This window comes from Vibrio sp. OPT20, from assembly GCF_963889365.1.
Lineage (GTDB): Bacteria > Pseudomonadota > Gammaproteobacteria > Enterobacterales > Vibrionaceae > Vibrio > Vibrio splendidus.
Map to the genome: position 1 here is coordinate 1,117,067 of NZ_CAWPOA010000031.1, position 23,390 is coordinate 1,140,456.

The window sequence follows — 23,390 nt, forward strand, 5'->3', positions numbered from 1 at the left end:
ATGCTGCAAGCCAACGCGAAAGCGGACTCAGGAAAAGTGTCAACCTTACCCAAAGGGATTGATGGCGTAACGCTTGATAAAATTAGAGCCATTTTTCAACAAGCCGACATTGCTGATATTACAGCAGATGAAGCAGGTGAACGTATTGGAGCAAGCCGAACCACCGCTCGACGCTATTTGGAATTTCTAATCACGACTGGTGAGTTAGTGGCCGACTTAAATTACGGGTCGGTAGGCCGCCCAGAACGCTGCTACAACAAAGCTAGAAGATAGATTTAGCGACAACAAGTCACAAAGACAAACGCGATGCTGTCAAATAAATATAAAGCCAGTTGAATAGGCTGGTTTTGCCTTTCTCTCCATTTCCTATTATTCACTCCACCGACCAGATGCCGTTCTTTCTTGACTACAATGTTTGAGAATACCGATTTGCTTCACTCTCGGGCTCGGCGAACTGAGCTATCGATTAGAATTTGTTCGAAATGAGTCAATATTTAATCGATTGCTTTCACAGTGGTTGATGTAAATCAAATACTCATAGACAATACTGTCCCGAATAGAGGTGATAGCTTTCACCCTCGTTTACCAAACGCATTCTCAAGTGTAATAGGCACTCGCTATTGATGTAATAGCCAAGACCTATTATCTATTTTCGTATGTCACTGATACCTTTGGCGAATACTAAAAACCTTGTTTTTATAGGAAAGATGATGGTAATACCTGAAAACAGCAGCATCGTTATTTTTGGTGCATCGGGAGATCTAACTTACCGCAAGTTAATTCCTGCTTTGTACCACCTGTATGCTAGCAATCAACTACCAAAATCCTTTGCGATTCTTGGAGTGAGCCGTACTGAGTACAGCGATGAGTCTTACCGTGAGAAGCTGAAGAAGTCTCTTCAGGAAATGGAAAAAACTGAGCCAGAGACGCTGAATGCATTTATTGAACATCTGCATTACCAAGCGATCAACACTTCAGATGTAGACGACTACGCTCGTTTAGCACAACGTCTAGACAAGCTTGAACAAGACTACCAATTCGAAAACCATAACACATTATTCTACTTGGCAACCCCGCCAAGCCTATACGGTGTGATCCCAGCAAACCTTGCTGCGCATGGCCTGAACGATGAAAAGAACGGCTGGCGTCGTCTGATCATCGAGAAACCATTTGGTTACGACTTAGCATCAGCTCAAGCGTTAGATGAAGAGATCCATCATCACTTCCAAGAACACCAGATCTACCGTATCGACCATTACCTTGGTAAAGAGACGGTACAAAACCTTCTAGTGCTTCGCTTCTCAAATGCGATGTTTGAACCACTGTGGAACCGTAACTTTATTGAATACGTTGAAATCACAGGTGCTGAGTTCCTTGGCGTTGAAGAGCGTGGCGGATACTACGACGGTTCTGGCGCAGTTCGTGACATGTTCCAAAACCACTTGCTACAAGTATTAGCAATGGTTGGTATGGAGCCACCAGCTCAAATCAATGCGGATTCAATTCGTGACGAAGTGGTTAAAGTACTTCAGTGTCTGAAACCACTGGAAGAAGACGACCTGCGTAAAGATTTGGTTCTAGGTCAATACACAGCATCAGACGTTCGTGGTCAGCACTTGCCTGGTTACCGCGAAGAGCATGGTGTCGCAGACGACTCTCGTACTGAAACGTACATTGGTCTTAAAGCACACATCAACAACTGGCGTTGGAATGGGGTTCCTTTCTACGTACGTACGGGTAAACGCTTACCAACACGTGTGACTGAAATCGTGATTCACTTTAAGAACACGCCACACCCAGTATTTGGTCAAGATGCACCAGAGAATAAGCTGATTATCCGTATCCAACCGGATGAAGGTATTCAGATGAGCTTTGGTTTGAAAGAGCCGGGTGCAGGCTTCAAAGCAAAAGAAGTGAAAATGAACTTCTCTTACTCTGACTTGCCTGAAACTCAAATGCTGACGGCTTATGAGCGTCTTCTTCTTGATGCGCTGAACGGTGATGCGACTCTATTTGCACGTACCGATGCAGTAGAAGCATGTTGGAAGTACGTTCAACCGATCTTAGATCTCAAACAAGACCCTCAAGCACTGTTTGGCTATGCTTGTGGTACTTGGGGCCCGCAAGAAGCCGATGAGCTTCTGCAGCGTGATGGCCGCGCATGGCGTTTCCCATGCAAAAACTTAACAGACACGGATTACTGCGAACTATGATCAATCACAAGATCTTTGCAACGCCTGAATTGGTCGTTGAAAACCTAGCAAATGAAATGAAAGCATACAGCGAGCAGGGCAAACCTGTTCACATTTCATTGTCGGGTGGCAGCACGCCAAAAATGCTTTTCAAGCTTTTAGCTCAAGCACCATACGCAGAAGGTATTCAATGGAATAACCTTCATTTCTGGTGGGGCGACGAACGTTGCGTGGCACCAGACGATGCGGAAAGCAACTTCGGTGAAGCGAATACACTCTTATTTTCGAAACTAAAAGAGTTTACAAACGTAAACCTGCCTGCAGAGAACATCCACCGCATCCGTGGTGAAGATGAGCCTAAAGCAGAAGCAGAACGTTTCGCGAAAGAAATGGCAGATGTGATTCCAACAGAAAACGGCACGCCAGTTTTTGATTGGATTCTGCTAGGTGTTGGCGCAGACGGCCACACAGCTTCACTATTCCCAGGTGCAACTGACTACCAAGATGAGAACCTATCTGTATTAGCTTCTCACCCAGAGTCGGGTCAAATCCGTGTTTCTAAAACGGCGAAAGTTTTAGAAGCAGCAAAACGAATCAGCTACCTAGTACTGGGTGCAGGTAAAGTTGAGATCGTTAAAGAAATTCATACAACTCCTGCTTCAGAACTGCCTTACCCGGCAGCAAAAATCCAGTCTAAAACTGGCGAAACAGAGTGGTTCCTAGATTCAAATGCAGCAAGTGCTATCGCATAAGTGCGAATAGCCGCAAGGAGATAAAATAATGAAAGGTGATATCGGTGTAATTGGCCTAGCAGTAATGGGTCAGAACCTTATCCTAAACATGAACGACCACGGCTTCAAAGTTGTGGCTCACAACCGTACTGCTGCTAAAGTAGACGAGTTCCTAGAAGGCCCAGCTAAAGGTACTAACATTGTTGGTGCTTACTCTCTAGAAGAGCTAGTTGAGAAGCTAGAAGCGCCACGTAAAGTGATGCTTATGGTTCGTGCTGGTGACGTTGTAGACACGTTCATCGACAAGCTTGTACCACTTCTAGACAAAGGCGACATCATCATTGATGGTGGTAACACTAACTTCCCAGACACTAACCGTCGTGTTGCTGCTCTTCGCGAGAAAGGCATCCACTTCATCGGTACGGGTGTTTCTGGTGGTGAAGAAGGCGCTCGTTTCGGACCTTCTATCATGCCAGGTGGTTCTCCTGAAGCTTGGGAAGCGGTTAAGCCTATCTTCCAAGGTATTTCTGCGAAAACTGACGCGGGTGAGCCTTGTTGTGATTGGGTTGGTAACGACGGTGCTGGTCACTTCGTTAAGATGGTTCACAATGGCATCGAATACGGTGACATGCAGCTTATCACTGAAGCATACCAGTTCATGAAAGATGGCCTAGGTATGAACCACGACGAAATGCAGGCTGTATTTGCTGACTGGAACAAAACTGAGCTAGATAGCTACCTAGTAGAAATCACTGCTGACATCCTTGGCTACAAAGATGAAGACGGTGAAGCGCTAGTTGAGAAGATCCTAGACACTGCTGGCCAAAAAGGTACAGGCAAATGGACAGGTATCAACGCACTAGACATGGGTATCCCACTGACTCTAATCACTGAGTCTGTATTCTCTCGTTGCCTATCTGCACTTAAAGACCAACGTGTTGAAGCTGAAAAACTGTTCGGCAAGACTGTTGCTCCAGTTGAAGGCGACAAGCAAGAGTGGGTTGATGCAATTCGTCAGGCTCTACTTGCTTCTAAGATCATCTCTTACGCTCAAGGTTTCATGCTAATGCGTGAAGCGTCGAACGAAAACGGCTGGGATCTAAACTACGGTAACGTTGCTCTTATGTGGCGTGGTGGTTGTATCATCCGTTCTGCATTCCTAGGCAACATTCGTGATGCTTACGAAGCGAACCCAGAGATCGCTTTCCTAGGTTCAGATGCATACTTCAAAGGCATCCTAGACAACTGCATGGGCGCTTGGCGTAAAGTTGCAGCTAAGTCTATGGAATCTGGTATCCCAATGCCATGTATGACTTCTGCACTAACGTTCCTAGACGGCTACACTACAGCTCGTCTTCCAGCGAACCTTCTGCAAGCTCAACGTGACTACTTCGGTGCTCACACTTATGAGCGTACTGACCGTCCACGTGGTGAATTCTTCCACACAAACTGGACTGGTACAGGCGGCGACACTGCTTCTACAACTTACGACGTATAATCGTTAGTTAGAATCAGTAGAGAACAAATTTGTTCTTTCAGCTGCAAGCTAGAAAACAAAAGGATGCCAATTGGCATCCTTTTTTGTTGGTTCCCGTTCTCTTACTTAGGCCTGAATAACAAAGAAGCCATAGTTTAAGCTGTCATTAAGTGCGGCTGAGCATCGTCATTGTATTGCTCCCGAATTGCCATAAAGCCGTCTAGGTTCTGTTTAAGAGCCACAACACACTCTGGGTCGAACATTGAACCGTTCTGCGCTTCTATGTATTCCATCACTTCATCGAGTGACCACGCGTGCTTATAAGCTCTTTTGCTCATCAGTGCATCGAATACATCGGCTAATGTCACTATTCGAGCCTCTAGTGGTATCGCTGTGTTACTCAAAGCATCAGGCAACCCAGAGCCATCAAACCGTTCATGATGGTGGCGCACAATATTCTTAATGAATTGAATCTCTTCACTGCACATCGAGCTGTGGTGGGAAAGGGCAACCACGTCATCAATCATCTCTTCGCCATACAAGGTGTGATTGTTCATGATGTTTCTTTCTTCTTCATTGAAACGCGCGCTACTGAACAACACCTTATCTGGAATTCGATATTTACCTATGTCGTGGAAGGGCGCATACAACCGAATTCGATGAATGAATTGATGTGTAATTTCTCTTTTGGTGTGCGACAGCGTGCGAGCAATTTGCTCACTGTATTTACCCATGCGAATTAGGTGTTCTTTGGTTTCTGGATCTCGAGCATGACCCATATTTAAAGCGATCGCTAAAGAAGATTGAAAGTGACGTTGGCGCTCAAACCACTGAACGAAAAGGCTAGAGATGACTTGAGTGAGATAGGCGATATCACACTGAATAGTTTGGTTAGCAAAAAATCCTGTCGATGAAGCATTGATAAACACAAACCCAAGATTACTTTCTTGATGATGAATCGGTGTTGTATAACTGCTTTGATGACCGAGATCGAGTAGGTGAGATATTTGTTTGGTTGAGCTAATGGTGGTGAGGTCGTTGATGATCCGGGTATCTAAAGACTCAGCCATGCGCGACAAAGCCGATTCTGGCGTAAGTTCTTGCTCGACATGGCGATGTTCGGCTTCTTGGCACAGAGTGTCCGAAACAAAGTAATTCGACGCTCTATTTTCGTTGCATAGCACAACCGAGAGCCTAGACAGAATGGGGTAATGTTCGCGAGCTAGCCGAAAGAGATCATCAACGATGGCGATAATGTCTTTATCTTGGGCGGCTACTCTGCTGATTTTTGAGTAGTCAAACATGGTCAAAGCCAACCTTTATTTATAATTATATCATTGTTTAGTATCGTTATTTGTAGGTTTCTATACCACTTCTAACATAGCATCGCGCTGTTAATTAGCAACACTGCGTTCTAATAAATTTATAATTCATTACTTAAATTAGGGATATTTCATGCTTCTATCATGGTTTTTGTTAACTTGAACGAATTTGGTCGAAATCTAAGAGAAGCACTCGTCGGGAGTGCATGGCGGTATTGCACGCAACATTAGGATAGTAAGTGACCATTTTAAAATTAAATTGAAAGATAAATAGGATAACGAGCATGCTTTATGCCATCATAAAGGCATAGATAAGGGCAATGGATGTAATGCCCAAATGATTGAGCTAGATATGGTCAGTGATGACGGTGTTCTAGAGTATATTCAAGGCCTTTAGTTGCCTTGAAAAAGGTAAAGATATGACTGAAGAAGAAAGAATCGAACTGCAACAAAACAACCCACTGCACGGCTTAAAGCTAGATACTATGATCACTGAATTAGTGGATCATTACGGTTGGGAAATTTTGGATGCAGCAATGCGCATGAACTGCTTTAACACTAAGCCAACGGTGGCAAGTGCTGTTAAATATCTGAAGAAGACTGAATGGGCTCGTGAGAAGGTTGAAAACTTCTACCTTTACCGTTTCAAGCGTATGCCTAAAGCATCTGATATTGAATACCAGATGCCTCCGCGTTCACGTACGTTCCGCCATGGGTTAGAACCCCGTGAGCCAATGGAATTGACGGTTGAATCGATTCTAGCATCACAAGCTAAAGCAGCGTCTGCATTTAAAGAGCGCCGCGGCGGTAACGGTCGCAACTTTCGTCGTTAATAGAAATGCGTCGCTAAGTAAGGCTATCGCTAATAGAAAGCCGTCGAAATAGCCTAATCAGCTAAAGCGATAAGCATAAAATACAAAAGGAGCCCAAGTGCTCCTTTTTTAATGCGTGTCGCTTTAGTCGTTCGTCTTAAGCTTCGCGGTTCTTTCTTTGATTCTTCCAAAGGTCAACGCCATAGACAATGGCGCTGATCAGTAAGAATAGCGCTGACACAGAAAACAGAGCGGGCATTTTTAAGATCCACGCGAATGTGGCAGCAAGAAAAGCGACAAAGCAAATGAGTCGACTTGATGACATGACATGACCGAGTTTAATGTTCATAACGCCTCCTAATGAAGTCTCACTTTCGACAGGAGAATTATCCCACCTTTGGCAAAATAAAGGCTAAAAAACAGTCTAAATTGTTATCAAATTTGCTAATTGAAGGACTCGCCTCACACATTTTGCCTTGGCTATTTTATAAGCAATAAAATAGCGAGATAGGTATCGAAAGGGAAAGTATTTTCGGTCGGTCTTTCCAGCTGCAAGTCTTGTTGCACTGAATGTTTAGTTAGCATAAAACTTAGTTTGTATAGTACCTACATAGCATAGAAGAAGTAAGCGGTGATCAAAAAGCTAGCGATGATCACTGTGGTACGAACATATTGTTGAGGAATGCGGCGAGAAACTTTTGCTGAATAGTAACCACCGACTAATGTCCCAAACAAAACGGCCATGCCTGACGGCCAATCAATCGAACCATTCACAACAAAGAACACGATTGCCGCGAGTGATGCGCATGCCGATACCAACAATTTGATGCCATTCATCACGTTGATATTGGTATACCCTGCCAGTGCCAAGTAGCTCAATGTCACAATGCCTAAGCCTGCATTAAAATAACCACCATAAACACACACGACCAAAAGCAATAAAGCGGAAAAGAATACCCCTGCGCTGGTGGCGTGCTTATGTTTTGCTGTTGCTTGCTTAAGCCATTTATTGAGTGTGCCACCAAACGTGAAAAGCAAAGCAGCAAATAGCAGTAGCCAAGGAACGGATTGAGTGAACAGGGCTTCTGGCGTGTGCAGCAATAAAAATGCACCAATGCCGCCGCCAATGATACACAAACCAATGGTCAGTTTTAGCTGCTTAGTACCAGATTTAATTTCGTGGCGTAGAGCGTAGGCCCCGCTAATGTAGCCAGCGCATGAAGCAAAGGTATTGGTTGCGTTGGCTGCAATCGGTGGAACTCCAGCGAACAAAAGAGCGGGGAAGGTGATGAAGCTACCGCCACCCGCAATTGAGTTGAGCACACCGCCAATCACTCCCGATAAGAATAGAATCAACCAATCCATAGTTTTGAATCCAATGCGTTAAATGACCGTTTACCTTACTTGATTTCGTTACGAATATCAGTGTCATGTGTGTTGTAAAGGTAGGTTTGTGAGTTTGCTACCATCTTTAACCGTTGGTTCAAATTGAGCACCTAATTGAAAAAAGGAGCCAATGGCTCCTTTCGTTGAGGTTTCGTTGAATTGGTAGAGTTTTACACTTCTACTGGCTTCGATTTAAAGCTTCTAAATAGTTTTACTAAGATTGGGCTAGATAGTACCAGCACAGCCAGAATAGTGAACGTCATCGTGATTGGTCGTTCCCATAGGAAGCTCAGCTCGCCATCGCTGATCATCAATGCACGTCGTAGGTTCTCTTCCATTAATCCACCAAGGATAAAACCTAGGAGTAATGGGGCAAGTGGGAAGTTAGCTAACCTCAGCGCAATCGCAACCATCGCAACAATGAGCATTACAAAAACATCCATCGTATTGAAAGACACCAAGTACACGCCTGTGATTGAGAAGAAGATAATCATTGGCAGTAGTACCGTTCTTGGTACCGCGAGCAGTTTAGAGATGTAAGGGATCAAAGGCAGATTCAAGATAACCAGTACGATGTTACCAAAGTACATCGAGATAATTACTGACCAAAATACATCTGGGTGTTCAACGAACAAGCGAGGGCCCGGCTGAATACCGTATGCGATTAGGGCGCCAAGCATGATTGCGGTAGTACCAGAGCCGGGAATCCCAAGCGTCAGTAGCGGAACGAATGAACCACTCGAAGCTGCGTTGTTTGCAGATTCAGGAGCAACAAGACCACGAATACTGCCTTTACCAAACTCTTTCTGTTTGTCTTTTGGCGCAAGGCTACGTTCCATACCGTAACTTAGGAATGCCGCAATAGTGGCTCCTGCGCCCGGTAGAACACCGGTAAAGAAACCGAGAATAGAAGAGCGAATCGAAACTGGCGCCACTTCTTTGAACTCTTCTTTGGTAATTTTCATGCTACCAATATCAGCCATCTTTTGGCTTTCTTCGCCGCTAGTGTCTTTCTCCGGTTTCAAAATACCCATTAAAGTCTCACCTAAAGCGAAGGTTGCCATAGCAAGAAGTAGGAAACTAAAGCCATCCATCAGGTCTGTTAGACCAAACGTGAAACGCTCAACACCAACGCCTTTGTCGATGCCAACAGTAGACAGCATCAAACCAAGAATGGTCATCATCCATGCCTTGATTACCTGACCTGGGCCCGCAAACGCCGCTACTGCCGATAAACCTAACAACATCAATGCGAAGTAGTCTGAAGACTGGAAGCTCAATGACACGCTGGCTAAAGCCGGAGCCGCAATCAAAAGCATGATTGCCGAAAGCGTGCCGCCGGTAAAAGAAGAGTAGGCTGCAAGGGCAAGGGCTTTACCCGCTTGGCCTTTTTGTGCCATCGGGTAGCCATCGAATGCGGTTACTACCGTTGAAGAACAACCTGGAGCGTTGATTAATATTGATGACGTCGAGCCACCAAATACAGCGCCGTAGTACACACCAGCCATCAAGATTAGGCCAGAAGAAGGGTCTAGGCCGTATGTAATCGGGATCATCAACGCGATTGCTGAAATTGGACCGAGTCCCGGTAGCATCCCAATAAAGGTACCAACAAAACAGCCAACAATTACCATCATGATGTTCATTGGCATCACGGCGGTCGAAAGTCCTTGTAAAATTCCGTCTAACATAATGTTATCCCTACCAAAGAGTGAAGATTAAACCAGGCTCTAGGTAGATATCTAAGCCTTGAGTTAATAAAAGAAAGAACGCGATAACGAAAGGAAACGACGCGCCAAATAAGACAGCTTTGCGGCGCTCACCCAGTAGGTAAAAGCCTGCAAGTAAGAAGAAGCTGGTTGCTAAAACAAAGCCAAGATAAGTCAGCCCAACACCGTACAAAGCCATTAACACCAAGAAGCCAATAAGCAGTTTCCAGTTCAACGGCGTAGTGTCGCATGTGACTTTTTTATCTGGCTGTCCGGTTATAAGCAGGATCAACGAAAGGCCAATGCCGATAAACGTTAGCAGGATAGGTAAGGTTCTTGCTGTGAAGGGTTCGTACTCGTCACCGGGGAACAAAGGAATCAGCGTGGTTTGGTAGCCATAGCATAAACACGCAAGCATAAAGAGCATGGCTCCGATGCGATCCTTCGAAAGCAAAGATTCCTTACTCAGAAATTTGGTTGGTAAGTCCGACATATCCAACTCCATTTGGGGTGGTATAAAAAGTAAAAAAGCCGTACATGAGCGAGTTAATGAAATGTCTGGGATCACTAACCAAAGGTAAGCGAATTACGGTACTGGTTTATCAGCCACTTGCGTTTACAACGAATCGGCAAGCGTTAGTAATACGTCTACGAATAAACAAAGGAGTTTGAAGTTAACTCATGCACGGCGAAACAAGGAAAGAGTAAGAGGGCACATAGGCCCTCTATGGTTGTTGGTTATTTCAAGAAACCAAGCTCACGCATTAGGTCGCCCATCTGTTTTTCTTGATCTTCTAGGAAGGCGTAAAAATCTTTGTCAGCTTTGTAGTTGTCGATCCAACCGTTACGGTCACGAACCACTTGCCACTCATCGGTTTTGTACATTTTGCCAAGCGCTACATTCCATTCGTCGATCTTCGCTTGGCTTGTGCCAGGTGCTGCAAAGAAACCACGCCAGTTGGCAAATACAGTCTCATTGCCGTATTCAGTCAGTGTTGGGATGTTAGGTGCAGCGTCAAGACGCTTTGGCGCCGTCACAGCAAGCACTTTTACTTGGCCAGATTTAGACATCTCTAGCACTTCACCAAGGCCAGTAGAAAGCAGCTGTGTTTCGCCAGAAAGCAGTGCTGCCATCGCTTTACCGCCAGCATCGTAGGCAATGTAACGCACTTTTTTAGCATCAAAACCTTCGCCTTTGAACGCTGCCGCAACCACAAGGTGGTCCATGCTGCCACGAGCTGAGCCACCAGCAATTTTCACTTTACGTGGGTTGCTTTCGAACTCTTTAACGACGTCTTCCCAAGTGTTGTACTTAGAATCCGCAGACGCGACGATTGCACCGTAATCGGCAATGGTTGCTGCTACAGGAGTTAGGTCACGGAAAGATTGTGGGAAGATCCCCGTTAGTGAACGAACAACGATAGGCGTTGAGTTCACCATTAGCGTGTCTTCTTGGCGTTGAGCCGTTTCGATTAGGTGAGCAATCGCTTTACCGCCACCACCACCAGAAAGGTTTTGGAAAGAGACATTTTCTACGATGTCTGATTTCACCAATACATCACCCGTACCACGAGCTGTCATATCCCAACCGCCACCAGCGCCGCCAGGGATTAGGAAGTGGATTTTTTCTACGTCAGCAGCAAAAGTGTTGAAAGAAAAGGTTGCTGCGATAATAGAAGCCGCAAGAGTAGGTTTCAGTGCCTTGAACATGGTTCACGTTCCTTATGTAGGGGATCTCTTCAATGGAGAGAAACTTATGTTTTATATCCAGCTACTAAATACACGAATAGGGTATTGCTTAGTAGATGACGTTAAAGTTAACGGTGTGTTAACGAAATGTCTGTAATGCGGCGATATTGAGAATAAAGAACATTGGATTAATATTGTTCATAAAGTTCACGAGGACGTGTTGTGCGAAGGCGAAAAAAAGAGAGCCATGTCAGGCTCTCTATAAAATCTGGAATGTTTGTAAGGAATTCCTTTATTTGTCAGACGTTTAATCAGATAAGGTCGATCCTTTCAAGATCTCAGTTGCCTTGTCAAAATCAAACTCTTCCAACGAAACTTCCAGTCGTTTGAATTCTGAAGAAGATAATCCAATCTTAGCGCCATCTTCAATGTTAAGAATTATGGTGAGCGCATCGGTGTCATCATTGGCCGTTGCCTCCAATAATTGGCGGTAGAGTTGCTGATCAGTAGTCGATTGTTGCTGCTGTTCAGAGCTCTCTTCTGACTTGGTAGAACTGTTTACTGCAGAATCTTTTGATCCTTCAATTTGAGAGAAGGCTTCCGTAAGTGATTGGCTTAGTTCAAGCGATGTGCTGATCACTCTGTCTTTCAAATCGGTATTGTCTGGCTGTGCTTCCAGGTTTTCACACAACGTGTGCAGTTGTTTAGCACCCAAATTGCCAGCCACACCTTTGAGGGTGTGTAAGTAACGTTGTTGAGTACTACTTGATAGTTCGGCAGTTAAGGTGTTTTCGTCAGAATAGGCCTCGACAAATCGATGCAATAGCTTGATGTACAGCTGGTGATTATTGTTGGCCCTGATTAAGCCAAGCGTAATGTCTAGACCTTCAACTTTGGAGAGTGCTGTATCAAAGGCACTGTTGTCTTCTGACTCGTCAGTAGAGCCTACAGATTCTTCCTGATGTGATATTGAGTCAACAAACGTAACAGGACGGGAAGGTGATACCCAATTCGCGAGAGTGGCAAACATTGAACCGACATCGATCGGCTTAGCAATAATGTCACTCATGCCACAACCGAGCGCCTTTTCTTTGTCTCGCTCCATGACATTGGCTGTCATTGCGATGATAGGTATGTGTTGATCGTTGATCTGCTGACGAATGTACTCTGTTGCTTCATAACCATCCATTACCGGCATTTGGCAATCCATCAAAATACCATCGAACGGTTGTTCGTCTGTAATGGCTTGTTGGTAAAGCTCGATCGCTAGCTTGCCATTTTCGGCTACCGAAACCTGAATTTGTTGTCCTTCTAATAACTCAGTCGCGAGTTCTTGGTTGATTTCATTATCTTCAACTAAGAGTAATTTGGCTCCGGCTAATTGCTGGACGTTGGCTAACTGATTTTGTTGCTCAAGTTCACTACGTGAGACACGATCGGAATCTAGCCCATAGAGTGAGACAATAGAGTCATAGAGGTGAGACGAGGTAATTGGTTTGTCTAGAATACTCGGTACTTCAAAGCCTCTTTGTTCAATGGCTTCAGCAAGCTCTTCTCGGTCGTATGCAGTCAGCATCATGATCTTAGGCATTGTGTTTAGCTGCTGCCCATTTATGAGCTCTGCTAGTAAGTCTACGCCGTCTCGCTTAGGCATCTTCCAGTCGGAAATAACTAAATCGAATGGCTTGTTCTGAGCGTCAGCGGTATGTAACTCAATAAGAGCTTCATCAACGGATGAACTCAGTGTTGGTGTTAGCTTCAATGACTCTAGAATGTCACCTACGATCAAGCGTGCGCTGGAGTTGTCATCGACGACTAACACTTTCAAATCGTTAATTGATGCTGGAACCACCACTCGTTGCTGCTGGATAGAATGACTGACGCGAGTGGCAATCGTAAATGAAAAGGTCGAGCCTTTGCCAAGTTCTGTTGAGACTTGAATATCGCCTCCCATCAGTTGGCTCAGTTCTTTACTGATGGCGAGGCCTAAGCCTGTGCCGCCGTATTTTCGGGTTGTTGAGCTATCCGCCTGAGTGAACTTGTTGAATAACTTGGCGGCTTGCTTTTGCGTCATACCGATACCGCTGTCTGAGACGGCAAAGCTCAACTTGATGTCATCGCCTTGTCTTTCTGCAACTGAGATGGAGATCTTCACCTCACCTTTCTCTGTGAATTTGACAGCATTGTTACTTAGGTTAATCAATATTTGCCCAATTCTTAACGGGTCCCCAATCAGGTTAGTAGGCACGTCTCTGTCTACTTGAATGAGTAGTTCTAGGTCGCGTTCTGAAGCTCTTAAGCCAACTAAGTTAGTAATATTGTCGAGTACATTCTCGAGTTGGAAGTCCACTTTCTCAATGTCGAGTTTTCCCGCTTCAATTTTAGAGAAGTCGAGAATGTCATTGATTAGCCCGAGTAGGGTGTCAGAAGAGAGCTTCACTTTGTGGATATAGTTGCGCTGTGCCTTGGTTAAATCTGTTTTCAATGCTAAGTAACTCATACCAATGATGGCGTTCATTGGCGTACGAATTTCATGGCTCATATTAGCTAAGAAATCGGATTTTGCATGATTCGCTGCATCGGCTTCATCACGTGCAGCAGCTAGGCTGTGCGCGAAGGTTTCTAAAGCTGAATGCGCTTTGTTGGCCAGCAAACCCATCAACAAAATAATGACGAAGAAAATCACGCCACCCACGGCCAAATGGTAAGTTACACTGGACGAGTCTTTAACATTGACGCTTTCTGAAAGGTGACGTTGGGATACGAAACCTCGAAACTTTAAGAAGTTCTCATCCATCGCTTTGAGTAATTGGTGGCCTCGCATTTGTGAATTGACTAACTGAGTGAATTGCGATTCATAGACGCTGATATGCTCGTCAAAGGCGGTGGTTTTTACGTTTGGCGCATACAAAGTAATAAGTCGTTGCGCATTATAAGACTTGGATTGCATCTCGTTAATAACGCGCGATACTTTGTCTGCGATGAGCTTCTGTTCCTTTGAATTTGCGAGCAGAAAATCTCGGTTGAATCGATTTGAACGACTTAGTAGCGTGCGAATTGCCAATAGGTCTTGCCCTATGAGCAATTGGGAAGAGAGTTCTGCTTGAGATTGAGAAACGAGGTGATTCAGTTCCGCGACTTGGCTCTGCTTGGTTTGATAGAGTAATCCAACCGAACGCGAAAATTCAGAGCCGCTCAAAGTGACTTGATTGATGAGCGAGGCTCTTAACTTTTTAGAAGAAACCGGTATGCCTTGAAGCTGAACTAAGTTGGTGTAATAGCGATTTTTTGCCTTTTCGACAATCTCTAAAAGCTGTTGTCCTTTGTCATCTAAAATCTGATCGTGTAATTCGGTAATCAACTGTGAAGCCTTTTGCATCTCAATCTTGACCAGTGAGTAGGTCTTTAGGTTACCGTCGAGTAAATACTCTTTTTCGAGGTTTTGTATATTAACCGCGAGAGTGGTGAGTTGACTGGTTTTTAAGGCAATGTTGGTGAGTTCTTCACTGGTTAATCGCAACCCTCGAATGTTTTGACTGCTTTGATTAATGGCTTGATTGTGCCGATCCCTCATCTCTCGCAATAGCTCGGTCGCTGCATTGGAACGTTCATTCATGAGTGCTCGGGTGGATTGGTTCAATTTAATAATGTCGCCGTATTGCTTGAATTGAATCAAATACTCCGTGAGCAGATTGATTGGCAGTGACGCTGCATATTGGTCGGCATAATCATTGGCTAACGGAACAGTTGTTTCTGCTTCTTTATTAAAGCTATCAATGACTTGTTCGTTGTAGTCGTTACTGAAAGACAGTTCATAAACACGCAATTTATCGAGGGAGGTCAGCACACGAGTACTGGAAGCGTATTCTTCAACGCCGATGAAGCGGTTATTGAGATTGATCCAAGCGGCCACTGCGACGGAAAACACAACGATAGCCGCTACGAGAAAAGAGACTAAGATTATTTTCGAATCGTTAGCAAATCTTGAAACAGTATTCATAAAATACCTGTATTGATAAAGTACCAGCGAACTTAGTGTTCTGGTTCATCAGTAAAAGAGTCTTTGATCGCTAACATCTCGTCGAGCTTACTAATGAATATTGGCACTAAGTTAGGATCAAAATGATGGCCGGCTTGTTCTTGAATAAGCTCAATGGCTTTTTGAATAGGCCAAGCTTCTTTGTAAGGGCGTTCGCTGGTCAGTGCATCGAATACGTCGGCAATCGCGACAATTCGTGCGCTGAGAGGGATATCTTCACCGGATAGCTTGTGAGGGTAGCCGCTACCATCCCATTTTTCATGGTGATAGAGCGCAATTTCTTGCGCAAGCTTCAGTAATTTGGAGTCATTGTCGCCAATAATATCACCACCAATGGTGACGTGTGTTTGCATGATTTCCCATTCATCAGGATCCAGCTTTCCTGGTTTGCCTAATATGGAATCAGGGATACCAATTTTCCCTATGTCATGCATTGGTGCGGCTTGGAAAAGTAGTTCTACCCAATCCTCATTAACGTCCAAGTGTTGAGCCAGAATTTTCGAGTAGTAACTCATTCTTACAACGTGCATTCCCGTTTCATTGTCTTTGTACTCTGCTGCACGACCGAGTTTGCGGATAATCTCCAATCGACTCATTGCCAGAGCTTCCGTTCTCTGCCTTACTTTGCGAGAAAGTGCTAAATTTTGGTCATACAGAGAAATATGGGTAGCAACACGCGCTTTGACGATCGGTGGGCTAACAGGCTTGGTAATGTAATCCACAGCACCCAATTCAAAACCACGTTGCTCATCGACTACATCGGTCTTGGCGGTAACAAAGATCACTGGAATATCAGAGGTGATGGGGTCACTTTTTAGTCGTCGGCAAACTTCATAGCCATCCATAATCGGCATCATGATGTCGAGAAGAATGAGATGAGGTTTTGGTGAAGAGGAAGCTATCTTTAATGCTTTTTCGCCGGATGTCGCCGCTTTGATCTTAAAATCGTCGTTGAGGATCCCAGAGAGTGTATGGATGTTGTCCGGAATGTCATCAACAACCAGAATAATCGGTTTATCTGTCGTAATTTGATTCATTTTTCGTCCCTAAAAAATTTAATCAGATTGCTATGTTCTATGCTAATAAAGCGTAGTGGAATTTGGTGGAAATGCATGATTTCTGGAGGGTTAATTCTTGGTTTTGGAGTCTAAAAGGAAATAATGGAGTCCCTTTCTATGAATAGATATTTTATATGTTAACCTTTATTTAACAAAGAATAACGACATGGATTGTGTAGTAGTGCGATCAAGGTTGAATAGTTCAGGATCTAGTTTGCTAAGACTGAATGATTCAGAGGTACTTAGTCGTTCAAGTAACTTTTCAAATCTAAAGTGGATTTGTTACAGGGAGAACGTACGATGCCGAATACAGGGCTGACCATCATTCAGAAAGACATGCTATCGCTGTTTGCGAATGCAGATTTGGTGGGTGTTACTAAAGTTGATAAGGTTAAAATGGCTGTTGCCGCCGCAACAGAAGTTGACAGCTTAACGGGCACCATTACAGAGGCTGTGACAGGGAGTGGAACAAGCCTTGCTGGTATGATTGAAAACATAACCGAGCAGATAAAAGAAAAATTCTTGGACTATGCGAAGAGTATTACTAGCATAGCGATGGATGATATTAAGGCTCAGATTCTCGCTATGATCCCTAGTTTGGTTAAACGAATATTTGCCGATCTAGCCCCTGCGATTGATGACATCAAAGAAGCGGCAACACGAATTTACTCGGCATTGGGTAAAGCGGTTAATAACCACAAAACCCGCCACTTAAGTTCAATGACAACGATGCGTGTTGGTGCTGACGTGATCGATAAAATTCGTGGTGAGATTCGCGCTGTTGCAATCGAAGACTCAATGATTGCACTGGCTCATGGTGGTGTAATCGCGATTAACTTAGCCAGTTCAGGAATCGGTGCTACCGTAACTAGTATTGTTAAAGCCGTTCTTTCTATCTTCAATTTTTTCCGCGGTTTATACGACAAGTGGGTAATGGAGCGTAAGTTTCGTAAGTTTAAGCAAGAGTGTGTGATGCTTAATCAGAAGAGAGATGTTATTGGCGCGAACTTTTTCCGAGACTGGTTCAAAATGAAGATGGAGGAGATCCCAGTTATCGCTTCCTACATGGTTTGCATGCCTTGCTATAGTTCACCATATAATTTCCTTTCAATTACCGACATAACGCCACCACCGCCTAATATGAGGACTCGCTTAACTCGAAGAATTAAGCGTAAGTTTGGCCGTAAGGTGAATACTGATCCTTCAGTGATCAAGCTATCTTTCCAGAAGTCGACCTTGAGTGCTTATGCCACTTTGCAAGAAGAGGCCAAGGCGTTTATTGCCAATAGCGAAATTGCGCTTGAGAGTAATAAACCGGGAGTGAAACAGGCTTTAAATGCCGCGCGTGGTGAACCGAATTTTATTCCGGGAACGGATGAAAAAGCATTTTCTAAGGCGGTAAGAAAGCAGCAGGTTAAGAACTTCTTTAATGGCACGACTATCAAAGAGAGCGTTAAAGAAAGCCTAGCGCCTAAAGCATTGGCAGCCACGGTGGCTGGTGGACTAGAATCGCTTCTAGTACCTGAATAATAAAGCTATCTGAATTATTTAACCACCGAGGCCAAAAGAATACGTAATGTGCTAAATGAATGTAAAAAGCGGATGTTCAGTCATCCGTTTTTTTGTTGCCTGCTGGTATGTTCGGTTTTCCGGTTTTGCTTCAATAGAATTTGATATCGACTTGGTAGGACGTCTGAATCATCGAACCATTCCTCTAACATAACCGCAAGAGCGAACCAATCATCAAGTCGGTTTGTAACCGAGTGCTGCATTGAATAGCGAGGAGTGTAGCTTTCAAAGCGAAGCGCAACACGTTCAGTTCCCATTTTAGTGACGGAGCCAAAGTCGATGAGTTGAGCTTGTCCTTGTGGGCTGAGCACGATGTTGGATGGCTTAATATCACCATGAACGAAACCCAACCTGTGGACTTGGTTAATCGTAGCTTCTAAAGTTCGAATCCAGTGAGAGGGTAAGCATTCCGCTAAATCTGAATCTGCTTGTATTTCGAGTAGTGTTTGACCATTCATGTAAGAAAGAACTAAACAGTCACTCTTGTAACTAGAAAAGTAATCACAATAGTTCGGCCAGATATCTTTTTTATTAGAGTCGGTATTGAAATTGGTATTTGAATACAGAAACTCCGCCTCTTGTTTTAGAAAGTGACGGTGTTTTAACTCTTGAGCAGATTTTATCGTAACCAGCCCCCAACTAGGATGTTGGGCTTTGAAAACCCGTGAACTTAAACGAGAGAGGTTAGTGTATCCATGAACCTTGAACACTTGCAGAAGCTTTTCATCGTTCAAGTTCGTTTTTGAGAATATATCATCCTCAGAAGTTTGAGCTCGCCTTGATGGACAAGACGAGTTGTTTGAAAATGCGTTATCAGATACCACTTGGCAGTGAGAATCCAGAGAAGAAACCGGGAACAAATGGGTTCGATTGACCTTGAGTTTTGATGGTCAGTTTTACTTTGCTGTCGCCGTATACAAATTCAACCTGAGTATCTTGAGCAGAGGTGAAACTCACGTTTGGCTCGAACAAGCGGAACCAACTCCATGTCCCTTTTACAGTGTTCTGGCCAATTGTAGAATCCTGAGCATTGAGTTGAATGCCTAACTTCTCGATAAACTTCGCGTCACCTTGCCATGATTGTTGGCTCCATAGTGTTGGGCCATGACGATAGGTAAAGATAGGCTTATCTGAAATGATCGAAAATTCCGTGATGTTTGGCGTCATATCGACGGCTTTCAGTTGGAAATTGATCAGAATGTTCGATGGATCAGCTAAGAATAGGGCGTTCTTTATATCAGCGGCCTTATCAATCATTGTCCAAACTTCAGGCGTAATGGATAACCCTGTGCCGGGTAATAATCCCGGTAAGTAGGGTGCTTCGTCACTATCTTTAACGAATCCATTAAGGCGAGTTTGAGAGAACTTGTCGATTATGCCATTCGTAACGAAGAAGGCTTTCACATCCGCAACACTCACATCCGATTTGGATTTTCGGTTGAACGGATAAAATGAAGCTAACCGCTGCTGGTAAGGTTGATACACTTCTTTCGACCACGCTGTATTCAGGTAGTCGTGAGCCAGTGACATTACCGTCTCATTACTCTGGTGTGCCACCTTATTAATCAGCTCTTCAGCGACCGCTAAATGATTGTTGGAGAGGCTTGATAGCGACGCAATCGGATTACCAGCTTGCAACGTTACTGACAGTGTTTCAAACGCGACCTTTTGTGGCTCTTTGGTCTCGTAAAACTTGTCTCCCCACTTTTTAGCGTTAATAAATGCGGTCAGTAGGTTATCGATGAGCTTCTTACCTTGGTCATTGGCAGAAACCTGTTTTTTGTATGCTTGGAAACTAAGAGATATCTGACGAGCGGATTCTTTTTTATCAGGATCTTGAATCGGCATGCTTGCAGGGTCTTGTTCCTTGTCATCCTTGGCTGGTATCTCTAGTTCTACATAGGTGTACTTAGCGATCGTCGAGTACAAACTGACTAATGGATTATTGCTGGCTTGCGACAGGCTCGTTAACGTATTTTTTAACTGCGTAGGGTCAGACACTTCTTTGACTTCGACATTACGAACCAAATCACGCCAATAGTTAATGTAATCATTCTGGTAGGTTTGCTTCAGCTCTCGGCTGATTCGGTGAAGCTCGAGTGCACTAGGGTAAGCCCCTGCAACTCCTTCATAAGACTGTAAGGCGGATTTTAGAGTCGGGGAGTTGACCGATAAATCGAGCTCGTTAAAACCCGTCGGTGTGTAGATATAAGGAACTAAGTAGCCAGCGTAGCTTGGCGAGAATTGAAGTACTGAGTCAAAGTTATCACCTAGTTCACCACGAATATCGACGCGCTTTGCGTAGGTAGTCGAACTTTGGATATGTTCGTACAACAGGGTTTCAATGCCCGTCTGGGTGATGACTTTCTTGGCTAGGCTCTCTAAATCATGGTTCGATTTCATTGGCGTCAGGTTACGTGCAAAGATGTCATTCAATAGCACTTCTAGCTGAGCAATGTTGACGCTATCGGCCTCTCCTTGGTCTTGCAGCGTACGAACGTAGTAGTTTTTAAGCTCTTGGACATTGGTTCTGTCTTTACTGAAAAGTAAACGATAGTTATTAAGCAGAGACAGCGTTTGAGATTGATCTTCAAGGTTTACGTATACAAACAGGTCTTTCTCGATCGTATTTTCCATCGAAGGGATAAGCACTTGTTGTAGCTCCGTGAAATAGGCCTCTTCGACTTCTTCCTTGATGCTAGGGTTCGGCATAAACGGCAAGCTATACCAAGGCTCGGGCTGCTTGTAGAGGTTATAGATTCGCTGCAGCGAGAACAGGTTCGGAATATTGTCAGCCATGTTCTCGATGTCATAAGGCGATGCCGAGATTGCTTCTTTATAACGTTCCAACATTACATCCGCCCTAGTCTCACGTTGATTTTGGAAATCAAAGTCGAACTTAATCACTAATAACACGGCTGCGAGTAAACCAATCCAAGAGAGCGTGAACAGAACTTGGTTAACCAACAAGGTGTTCTCTTTGCGCTTGTTTACGCCGACTAACTCGTGTTCCGATAGGATCACGTGTGTCATGAGGTATTGGGCAAACAAAGTCTGATTAACCGGGATTTGCTCGTTCTGTTGGTAGTGTTCATGTCCTACAGAATAAGAGACCGCACTCGCAAGTAAGTCGGATTGCGAAGCGCTTTGGCCATCATGAGTGAAATAGAAGCCTCTGAACTGCAGCGCGTCACTGAGTTGCTCACCTCGGTACAATCGATTGAGGAACAGCCAAAGGTTTTGTTTCAATAGTCCAAACTGGAAAGGAGCACTGGCAATAGAGTTTCGATAATCTTGATTCAATTGACCTGCTAATGCATTGCTCATGTTCGCAATCAGTTCACTGATCAAATGATCGTATTCATCATTGAACCAGTTCGCATCGATGCCACCGTGCACAGAATAAGGGGTTGTCGCACCGAATACTTCATCTCTTTTCGACTCGTCAAAAGCAGAGAAGAACTGACAAAAGTCGCTGATGCTGCCCATATTCGAGATGACGTTATAAATCGGAAGGCTGACACCAAAAGCTTGGTTGAATGTCTTGATTGTCGATTTAAGCTCGTCAGCCTGTTGTGTTATCTGTTCGTTGTTTTCAAGTAGTGACGATACGTCAGTGGTGAGTAACAGACCATTTGCAGCTTGTCTCGGGCGCCATGCAGTTAGAGACTGACTGAGTGTCTTTAGATATTCAGGGTGCTGGTCTTCGCCCATACTTACCGACACCAAAATAGAATGCTCGCTAACCCAAAACAGGACAGGGAATTCAATGTCATTGCCGAAGTCATCAAGCTTGTAGGCTTCGTAACCCATTTGAGTGATGATGCTTTTGTCTTTGTTTGGGTTCTGACTTAGTAGTAGATAGATTGGCTGGTCGTAACGGCTGGTTAAGCGAGTTTTGCGCTTTTGCCCGTTGATCATCCGTTTGAAATGATTTGCTAATTGCTTCTTTCTTTTCTGAATCAGTTCTTTGTCGAAAGACTCTTCTTGCGATTTTGCGCTGCGCTTGATGAGCACCCAATAGCAAATGAAGCCGATAAGCGTAGAGACGATGGCGATAGTCGTCAGCGCCCACACCAAATAAGCATTGAGCGGTGTTAACAGAATGACGCTAGAGGCTACGGTAAAAAAGGCGACAGAGGCTAGGGCTGAAATACCTACTGTTTTCTTAACGTTGCCTGACTTGTTTGATTTGGCATCCGGCATAATCAGTTAGACTCTTCCTTGTTTAAGTCATGCGCAGAAGTGCGAACAATAATGGCGTTTATTTGGTCGTTTTCTACGTACCAAGCTTTGGTTGTTCTTGCTTCTTCTGAGGTGTTGGCTCTTAATATCACTCGATAGTATTTTTTGTAAGGTGAGATAATTGGCTCATAAGCGGATGGAGATAGATTTTTGATGAAAGCTTGGGCATTTTTCTTACTTGAGAACGTCGCGAGTTGGACCAACCAATTGGCTGAACTTGGCGTGAAGTTAGTCGTTTTTTCGGCCTCTACCGCGTCAGCTTTACTCGCATGACGAGGAGGGTTTTCCAAGTCGTTATCTTGGCTGATGAAGACTATGTCTTTGATTTCTCCTGATAGAACGTAGCGTTGGCTAAAGTTCGGTAAAAAGGTGAAATCACGCGAGCGCTGTGCGTGGGTTTTGTTGTACCAGAACTCTGTTAAACCAATACTGGTCGCTATCAAACAAAAGAAGAACAAGCTGGTAATGAAGTAACGTTTACGTCTAGTCGGTTTTCTTACGTCAGGAAGCTTTACCTTCGTGCGGCAGTGAACGCCACTGGCGGTACGATATTGACTGATGGTTTGTTCTAGTTGGTGGACGAATGCTTTTAACTGTTCAGCGCCGCCTTCACGATATTGGCCTTTGAATCCAATATTGATGAAGAGGTAGATAATCTCCAGAAGATCGATCAGTTTGTGTGGTTGTCTTGCGGCTTTTTCAGCAACAGAAAAGAAGAGCTCACCACCATTACGCATGCCAAATAGTTCGCTAAGCAGGGTTTTGTTTTCCCAGCTGCGTTTCTCTCCCCACTCGGTATAGATGATGAATTCATCGATGACTACAGCGTACAAAAAGCACAGCTTATCGATAACAGCAATAGGGTAGGTAAGCTCGGTTGCTTGAGCCTTTATGTCGTTAATGCCCTGAATAAACTGCTCTCGGAAAACGGTTAAATCTTCAGGTTCAGACAGCGTTGAGATCTTGAGTGTTTTGGTCAGCAAACCACTGCTGATGTTGATCAGTTGATTCTCTGCCTTATCAAAGTGACGCAGAAACTCTTCTTGGGTGCTGGTGGAGTGCACCGCAACCAATTTAGACAAAGCTTGGTCAGACTCTGTATTCGCAGAGCCTTTTGATGCTTTATCTATGACCAGTGTTTCTTCGTCTAAATAATCCATG

Annotated in this window: 16 protein-coding genes and 1 pseudogene; 6 read left to right on the forward strand and 11 right to left on the reverse strand. The window is 44.3% G+C overall.

From position 1 onward, the window contains the following. From AACR09_RS06105 to gnd, 4 genes and pseudogenes are all read left to right on the forward strand, one after another. Positions 1-273 (forward strand): annotated as a pseudogene (locus tag AACR09_RS06105) (two-component system response regulator); the annotation flags it as partial. A gap of 437 nt (positions 274-710) precedes the next feature. Further along, a complete protein-coding gene (gene zwf, locus AACR09_RS06110) occupies positions 711-2,213 on the forward strand; it encodes a glucose-6-phosphate dehydrogenase (RefSeq protein ID WP_004733585.1) in 1,503 nt (500 codons plus the stop codon). Continuing rightward, on the forward strand, positions 2,210-2,944 hold the full coding sequence (pgl, locus tag AACR09_RS06115) for a 6-phosphogluconolactonase (protein WP_076647956.1): 735 nt from the start codon (positions 2,210-2,212) through the stop codon (positions 2,942-2,944). The genes zwf and pgl overlap by 4 nt, the downstream gene beginning before the upstream one ends. Positions 2,945-2,972: 28 nt before the next feature. Continuing rightward, on the forward strand, positions 2,973-4,421 hold the full coding sequence (gene gnd, locus AACR09_RS06120; RefSeq protein ID WP_004733587.1) for a decarboxylating NADP(+)-dependent phosphogluconate dehydrogenase: 1,449 nt from the start codon (positions 2,973-2,975) through the stop codon (positions 4,419-4,421). Between the two features lie 134 nt (positions 4,422-4,555). On the opposite strand, the gene AACR09_RS06125 is transcribed toward gnd, so the two are convergent. Beyond that, entirely contained in the window at positions 4,556-5,716 is a 1,161-nt protein-coding gene (locus tag AACR09_RS06125) for an HD-GYP domain-containing protein (RefSeq protein ID WP_076647953.1), read from the reverse strand. A 425-nt stretch (positions 5,717-6,141) separates the two neighbouring features. Between AACR09_RS06125 and AACR09_RS06130 the strand changes: the two genes are divergently transcribed. Beyond that, a complete protein-coding gene (locus tag AACR09_RS06130) occupies positions 6,142-6,555 on the forward strand; it encodes a VF530 family protein (protein ID WP_004733589.1) in 414 nt (137 codons plus the stop codon). Between the two features lie 136 nt (positions 6,556-6,691). On the opposite strand, the gene AACR09_RS06135 is transcribed toward AACR09_RS06130, so the two are convergent. From AACR09_RS06135 to AACR09_RS06165, 7 genes are all read right to left on the reverse strand, one after another. After that, complete coding sequence (locus AACR09_RS06135) at positions 6,692-6,883, reverse strand: hypothetical protein (protein WP_009846584.1); 192 nt, start codon at positions 6,881-6,883, stop codon at positions 6,692-6,694. 257 nt (positions 6,884-7,140) lie between these two features. Then, entirely contained in the window at positions 7,141-7,899 is a 759-nt protein-coding gene (locus AACR09_RS06140) for a sulfite exporter TauE/SafE family protein (RefSeq protein WP_193836181.1), read from the reverse strand. A 191-nt stretch (positions 7,900-8,090) separates the two neighbouring features. Then, complete coding sequence (locus AACR09_RS06145) at positions 8,091-9,611, reverse strand: tripartite tricarboxylate transporter permease (protein ID WP_004733593.1); 1,521 nt, start codon at positions 9,609-9,611, stop codon at positions 8,091-8,093. Positions 9,612-9,621: 10 nt separating this feature from the next. Further along, positions 9,622-10,122: a tripartite tricarboxylate transporter TctB family protein gene (locus AACR09_RS06150; RefSeq protein WP_004733594.1), complete on the reverse strand. Its 501-nt coding sequence runs from the start codon at positions 10,120-10,122 to the stop codon at positions 9,622-9,624. Between the two features lie 245 nt (positions 10,123-10,367). Beyond that, complete coding sequence (locus tag AACR09_RS06155; protein ID WP_009846588.1) at positions 10,368-11,339, reverse strand: tripartite tricarboxylate transporter substrate binding protein; 972 nt, start codon at positions 11,337-11,339, stop codon at positions 10,368-10,370. Positions 11,340-11,625: 286 nt separating this feature from the next. Next, positions 11,626-15,318: a response regulator gene (locus AACR09_RS06160; protein WP_193836182.1), complete on the reverse strand. Its 3,693-nt coding sequence runs from the start codon at positions 15,316-15,318 to the stop codon at positions 11,626-11,628. A 32-nt stretch (positions 15,319-15,350) separates the two neighbouring features. Beyond that, a complete protein-coding gene (locus AACR09_RS06165; RefSeq protein ID WP_121603176.1) occupies positions 15,351-16,394 on the reverse strand; it encodes a response regulator in 1,044 nt (347 codons plus the stop codon). A gap of 321 nt (positions 16,395-16,715) precedes the next feature. Between AACR09_RS06165 and AACR09_RS06170 the strand changes: the two genes are divergently transcribed. Next, positions 16,716-17,945, forward strand: a complete 1,230-nt coding sequence (locus AACR09_RS06170; protein ID WP_193836183.1) for a hypothetical protein — start codon at positions 16,716-16,718, stop codon at positions 17,943-17,945. Positions 17,946-18,025: 80 nt separating this feature from the next. Here the strand turns inward: AACR09_RS06170 and AACR09_RS06175 are convergent, their stop codons facing one another. The 3 genes from AACR09_RS06175 to icmH all read right to left on the reverse strand — a co-directional run bounded on the left by AACR09_RS06175 (position 18,026) and on the right by icmH (position 23,389). Continuing rightward, positions 18,026-18,718 (reverse strand): protein kinase domain-containing protein, encoded by a 693-nt coding sequence (locus tag AACR09_RS06175; RefSeq protein WP_228010961.1) that lies wholly within the window; start codon positions 18,716-18,718, stop codon positions 18,026-18,028. A 79-nt stretch (positions 18,719-18,797) separates the two neighbouring features. Beyond that, positions 18,798-22,190, reverse strand: coding sequence for a type VI secretion system membrane subunit TssM (gene tssM, locus AACR09_RS06180; RefSeq protein WP_193836185.1), 3,393 nt, complete (start codon positions 22,188-22,190; stop codon positions 18,798-18,800). 2 nt (positions 22,191-22,192) lie between these two features. Beyond that, complete coding sequence (icmH, locus tag AACR09_RS06185) at positions 22,193-23,389, reverse strand: type IVB secretion system protein IcmH/DotU (protein ID WP_193836186.1); 1,197 nt, start codon at positions 23,387-23,389, stop codon at positions 22,193-22,195. Position 23,390 lies beyond the last annotated feature (1 nt).

What these genes read in the sequence shown, in the direction of transcription:
- zwf (WP_004733585.1), top strand. Translation starts at nt 711, where the DNA reads ATGGTAATACCTGAAAACAGCAGCATCGTTATTTTTGGTGCATCGGGA.
- pgl (WP_076647956.1), top strand. Translation starts at nt 2,210, where the DNA reads ATGATCAATCACAAGATCTTTGCAACGCCTGAATTGGTCGTTGAAAAC.
- gnd (WP_004733587.1), top strand. Translation starts at nt 2,973, where the DNA reads ATGAAAGGTGATATCGGTGTAATTGGCCTAGCAGTAATGGGTCAGAAC.
- AACR09_RS06130 (WP_004733589.1), top strand. Translation starts at nt 6,142, where the DNA reads ATGACTGAAGAAGAAAGAATCGAACTGCAACAAAACAACCCACTGCAC.
- AACR09_RS06135 (WP_009846584.1), bottom strand. Translation starts at nt 6,883, where the DNA reads ATGAACATTAAACTCGGTCATGTCATGTCATCAAGTCGACTCATTTGC.
- AACR09_RS06140 (WP_193836181.1), bottom strand. Translation starts at nt 7,899, where the DNA reads ATGGATTGGTTGATTCTATTCTTATCGGGAGTGATTGGCGGTGTGCTC.
- AACR09_RS06145 (WP_004733593.1), bottom strand. Translation starts at nt 9,611, where the DNA reads ATGTTAGACGGAATTTTACAAGGACTTTCGACCGCCGTGATGCCAATG.
- AACR09_RS06150 (WP_004733594.1), bottom strand. Translation starts at nt 10,122, where the DNA reads ATGTCGGACTTACCAACCAAATTTCTGAGTAAGGAATCTTTGCTTTCG.
- AACR09_RS06155 (WP_009846588.1), bottom strand. Translation starts at nt 11,339, where the DNA reads ATGTTCAAGGCACTGAAACCTACTCTTGCGGCTTCTATTATCGCAGCA.
- AACR09_RS06160 (WP_193836182.1), bottom strand. Translation starts at nt 15,318, where the DNA reads ATGAATACTGTTTCAAGATTTGCTAACGATTCGAAAATAATCTTAGTC.
- AACR09_RS06165 (WP_121603176.1), bottom strand. Translation starts at nt 16,394, where the DNA reads ATGAATCAAATTACGACAGATAAACCGATTATTCTGGTTGTTGATGAC.
- AACR09_RS06170 (WP_193836183.1), top strand. Translation starts at nt 16,716, where the DNA reads ATGCCGAATACAGGGCTGACCATCATTCAGAAAGACATGCTATCGCTG.
- tssM (WP_193836185.1), bottom strand. Translation starts at nt 22,190, where the DNA reads ATGCCGGATGCCAAATCAAACAAGTCAGGCAACGTTAAGAAAACAGTA.
- icmH (WP_193836186.1), bottom strand. Translation starts at nt 23,389, where the DNA reads ATGGATTATTTAGACGAAGAAACACTGGTCATAGATAAAGCATCAAAA.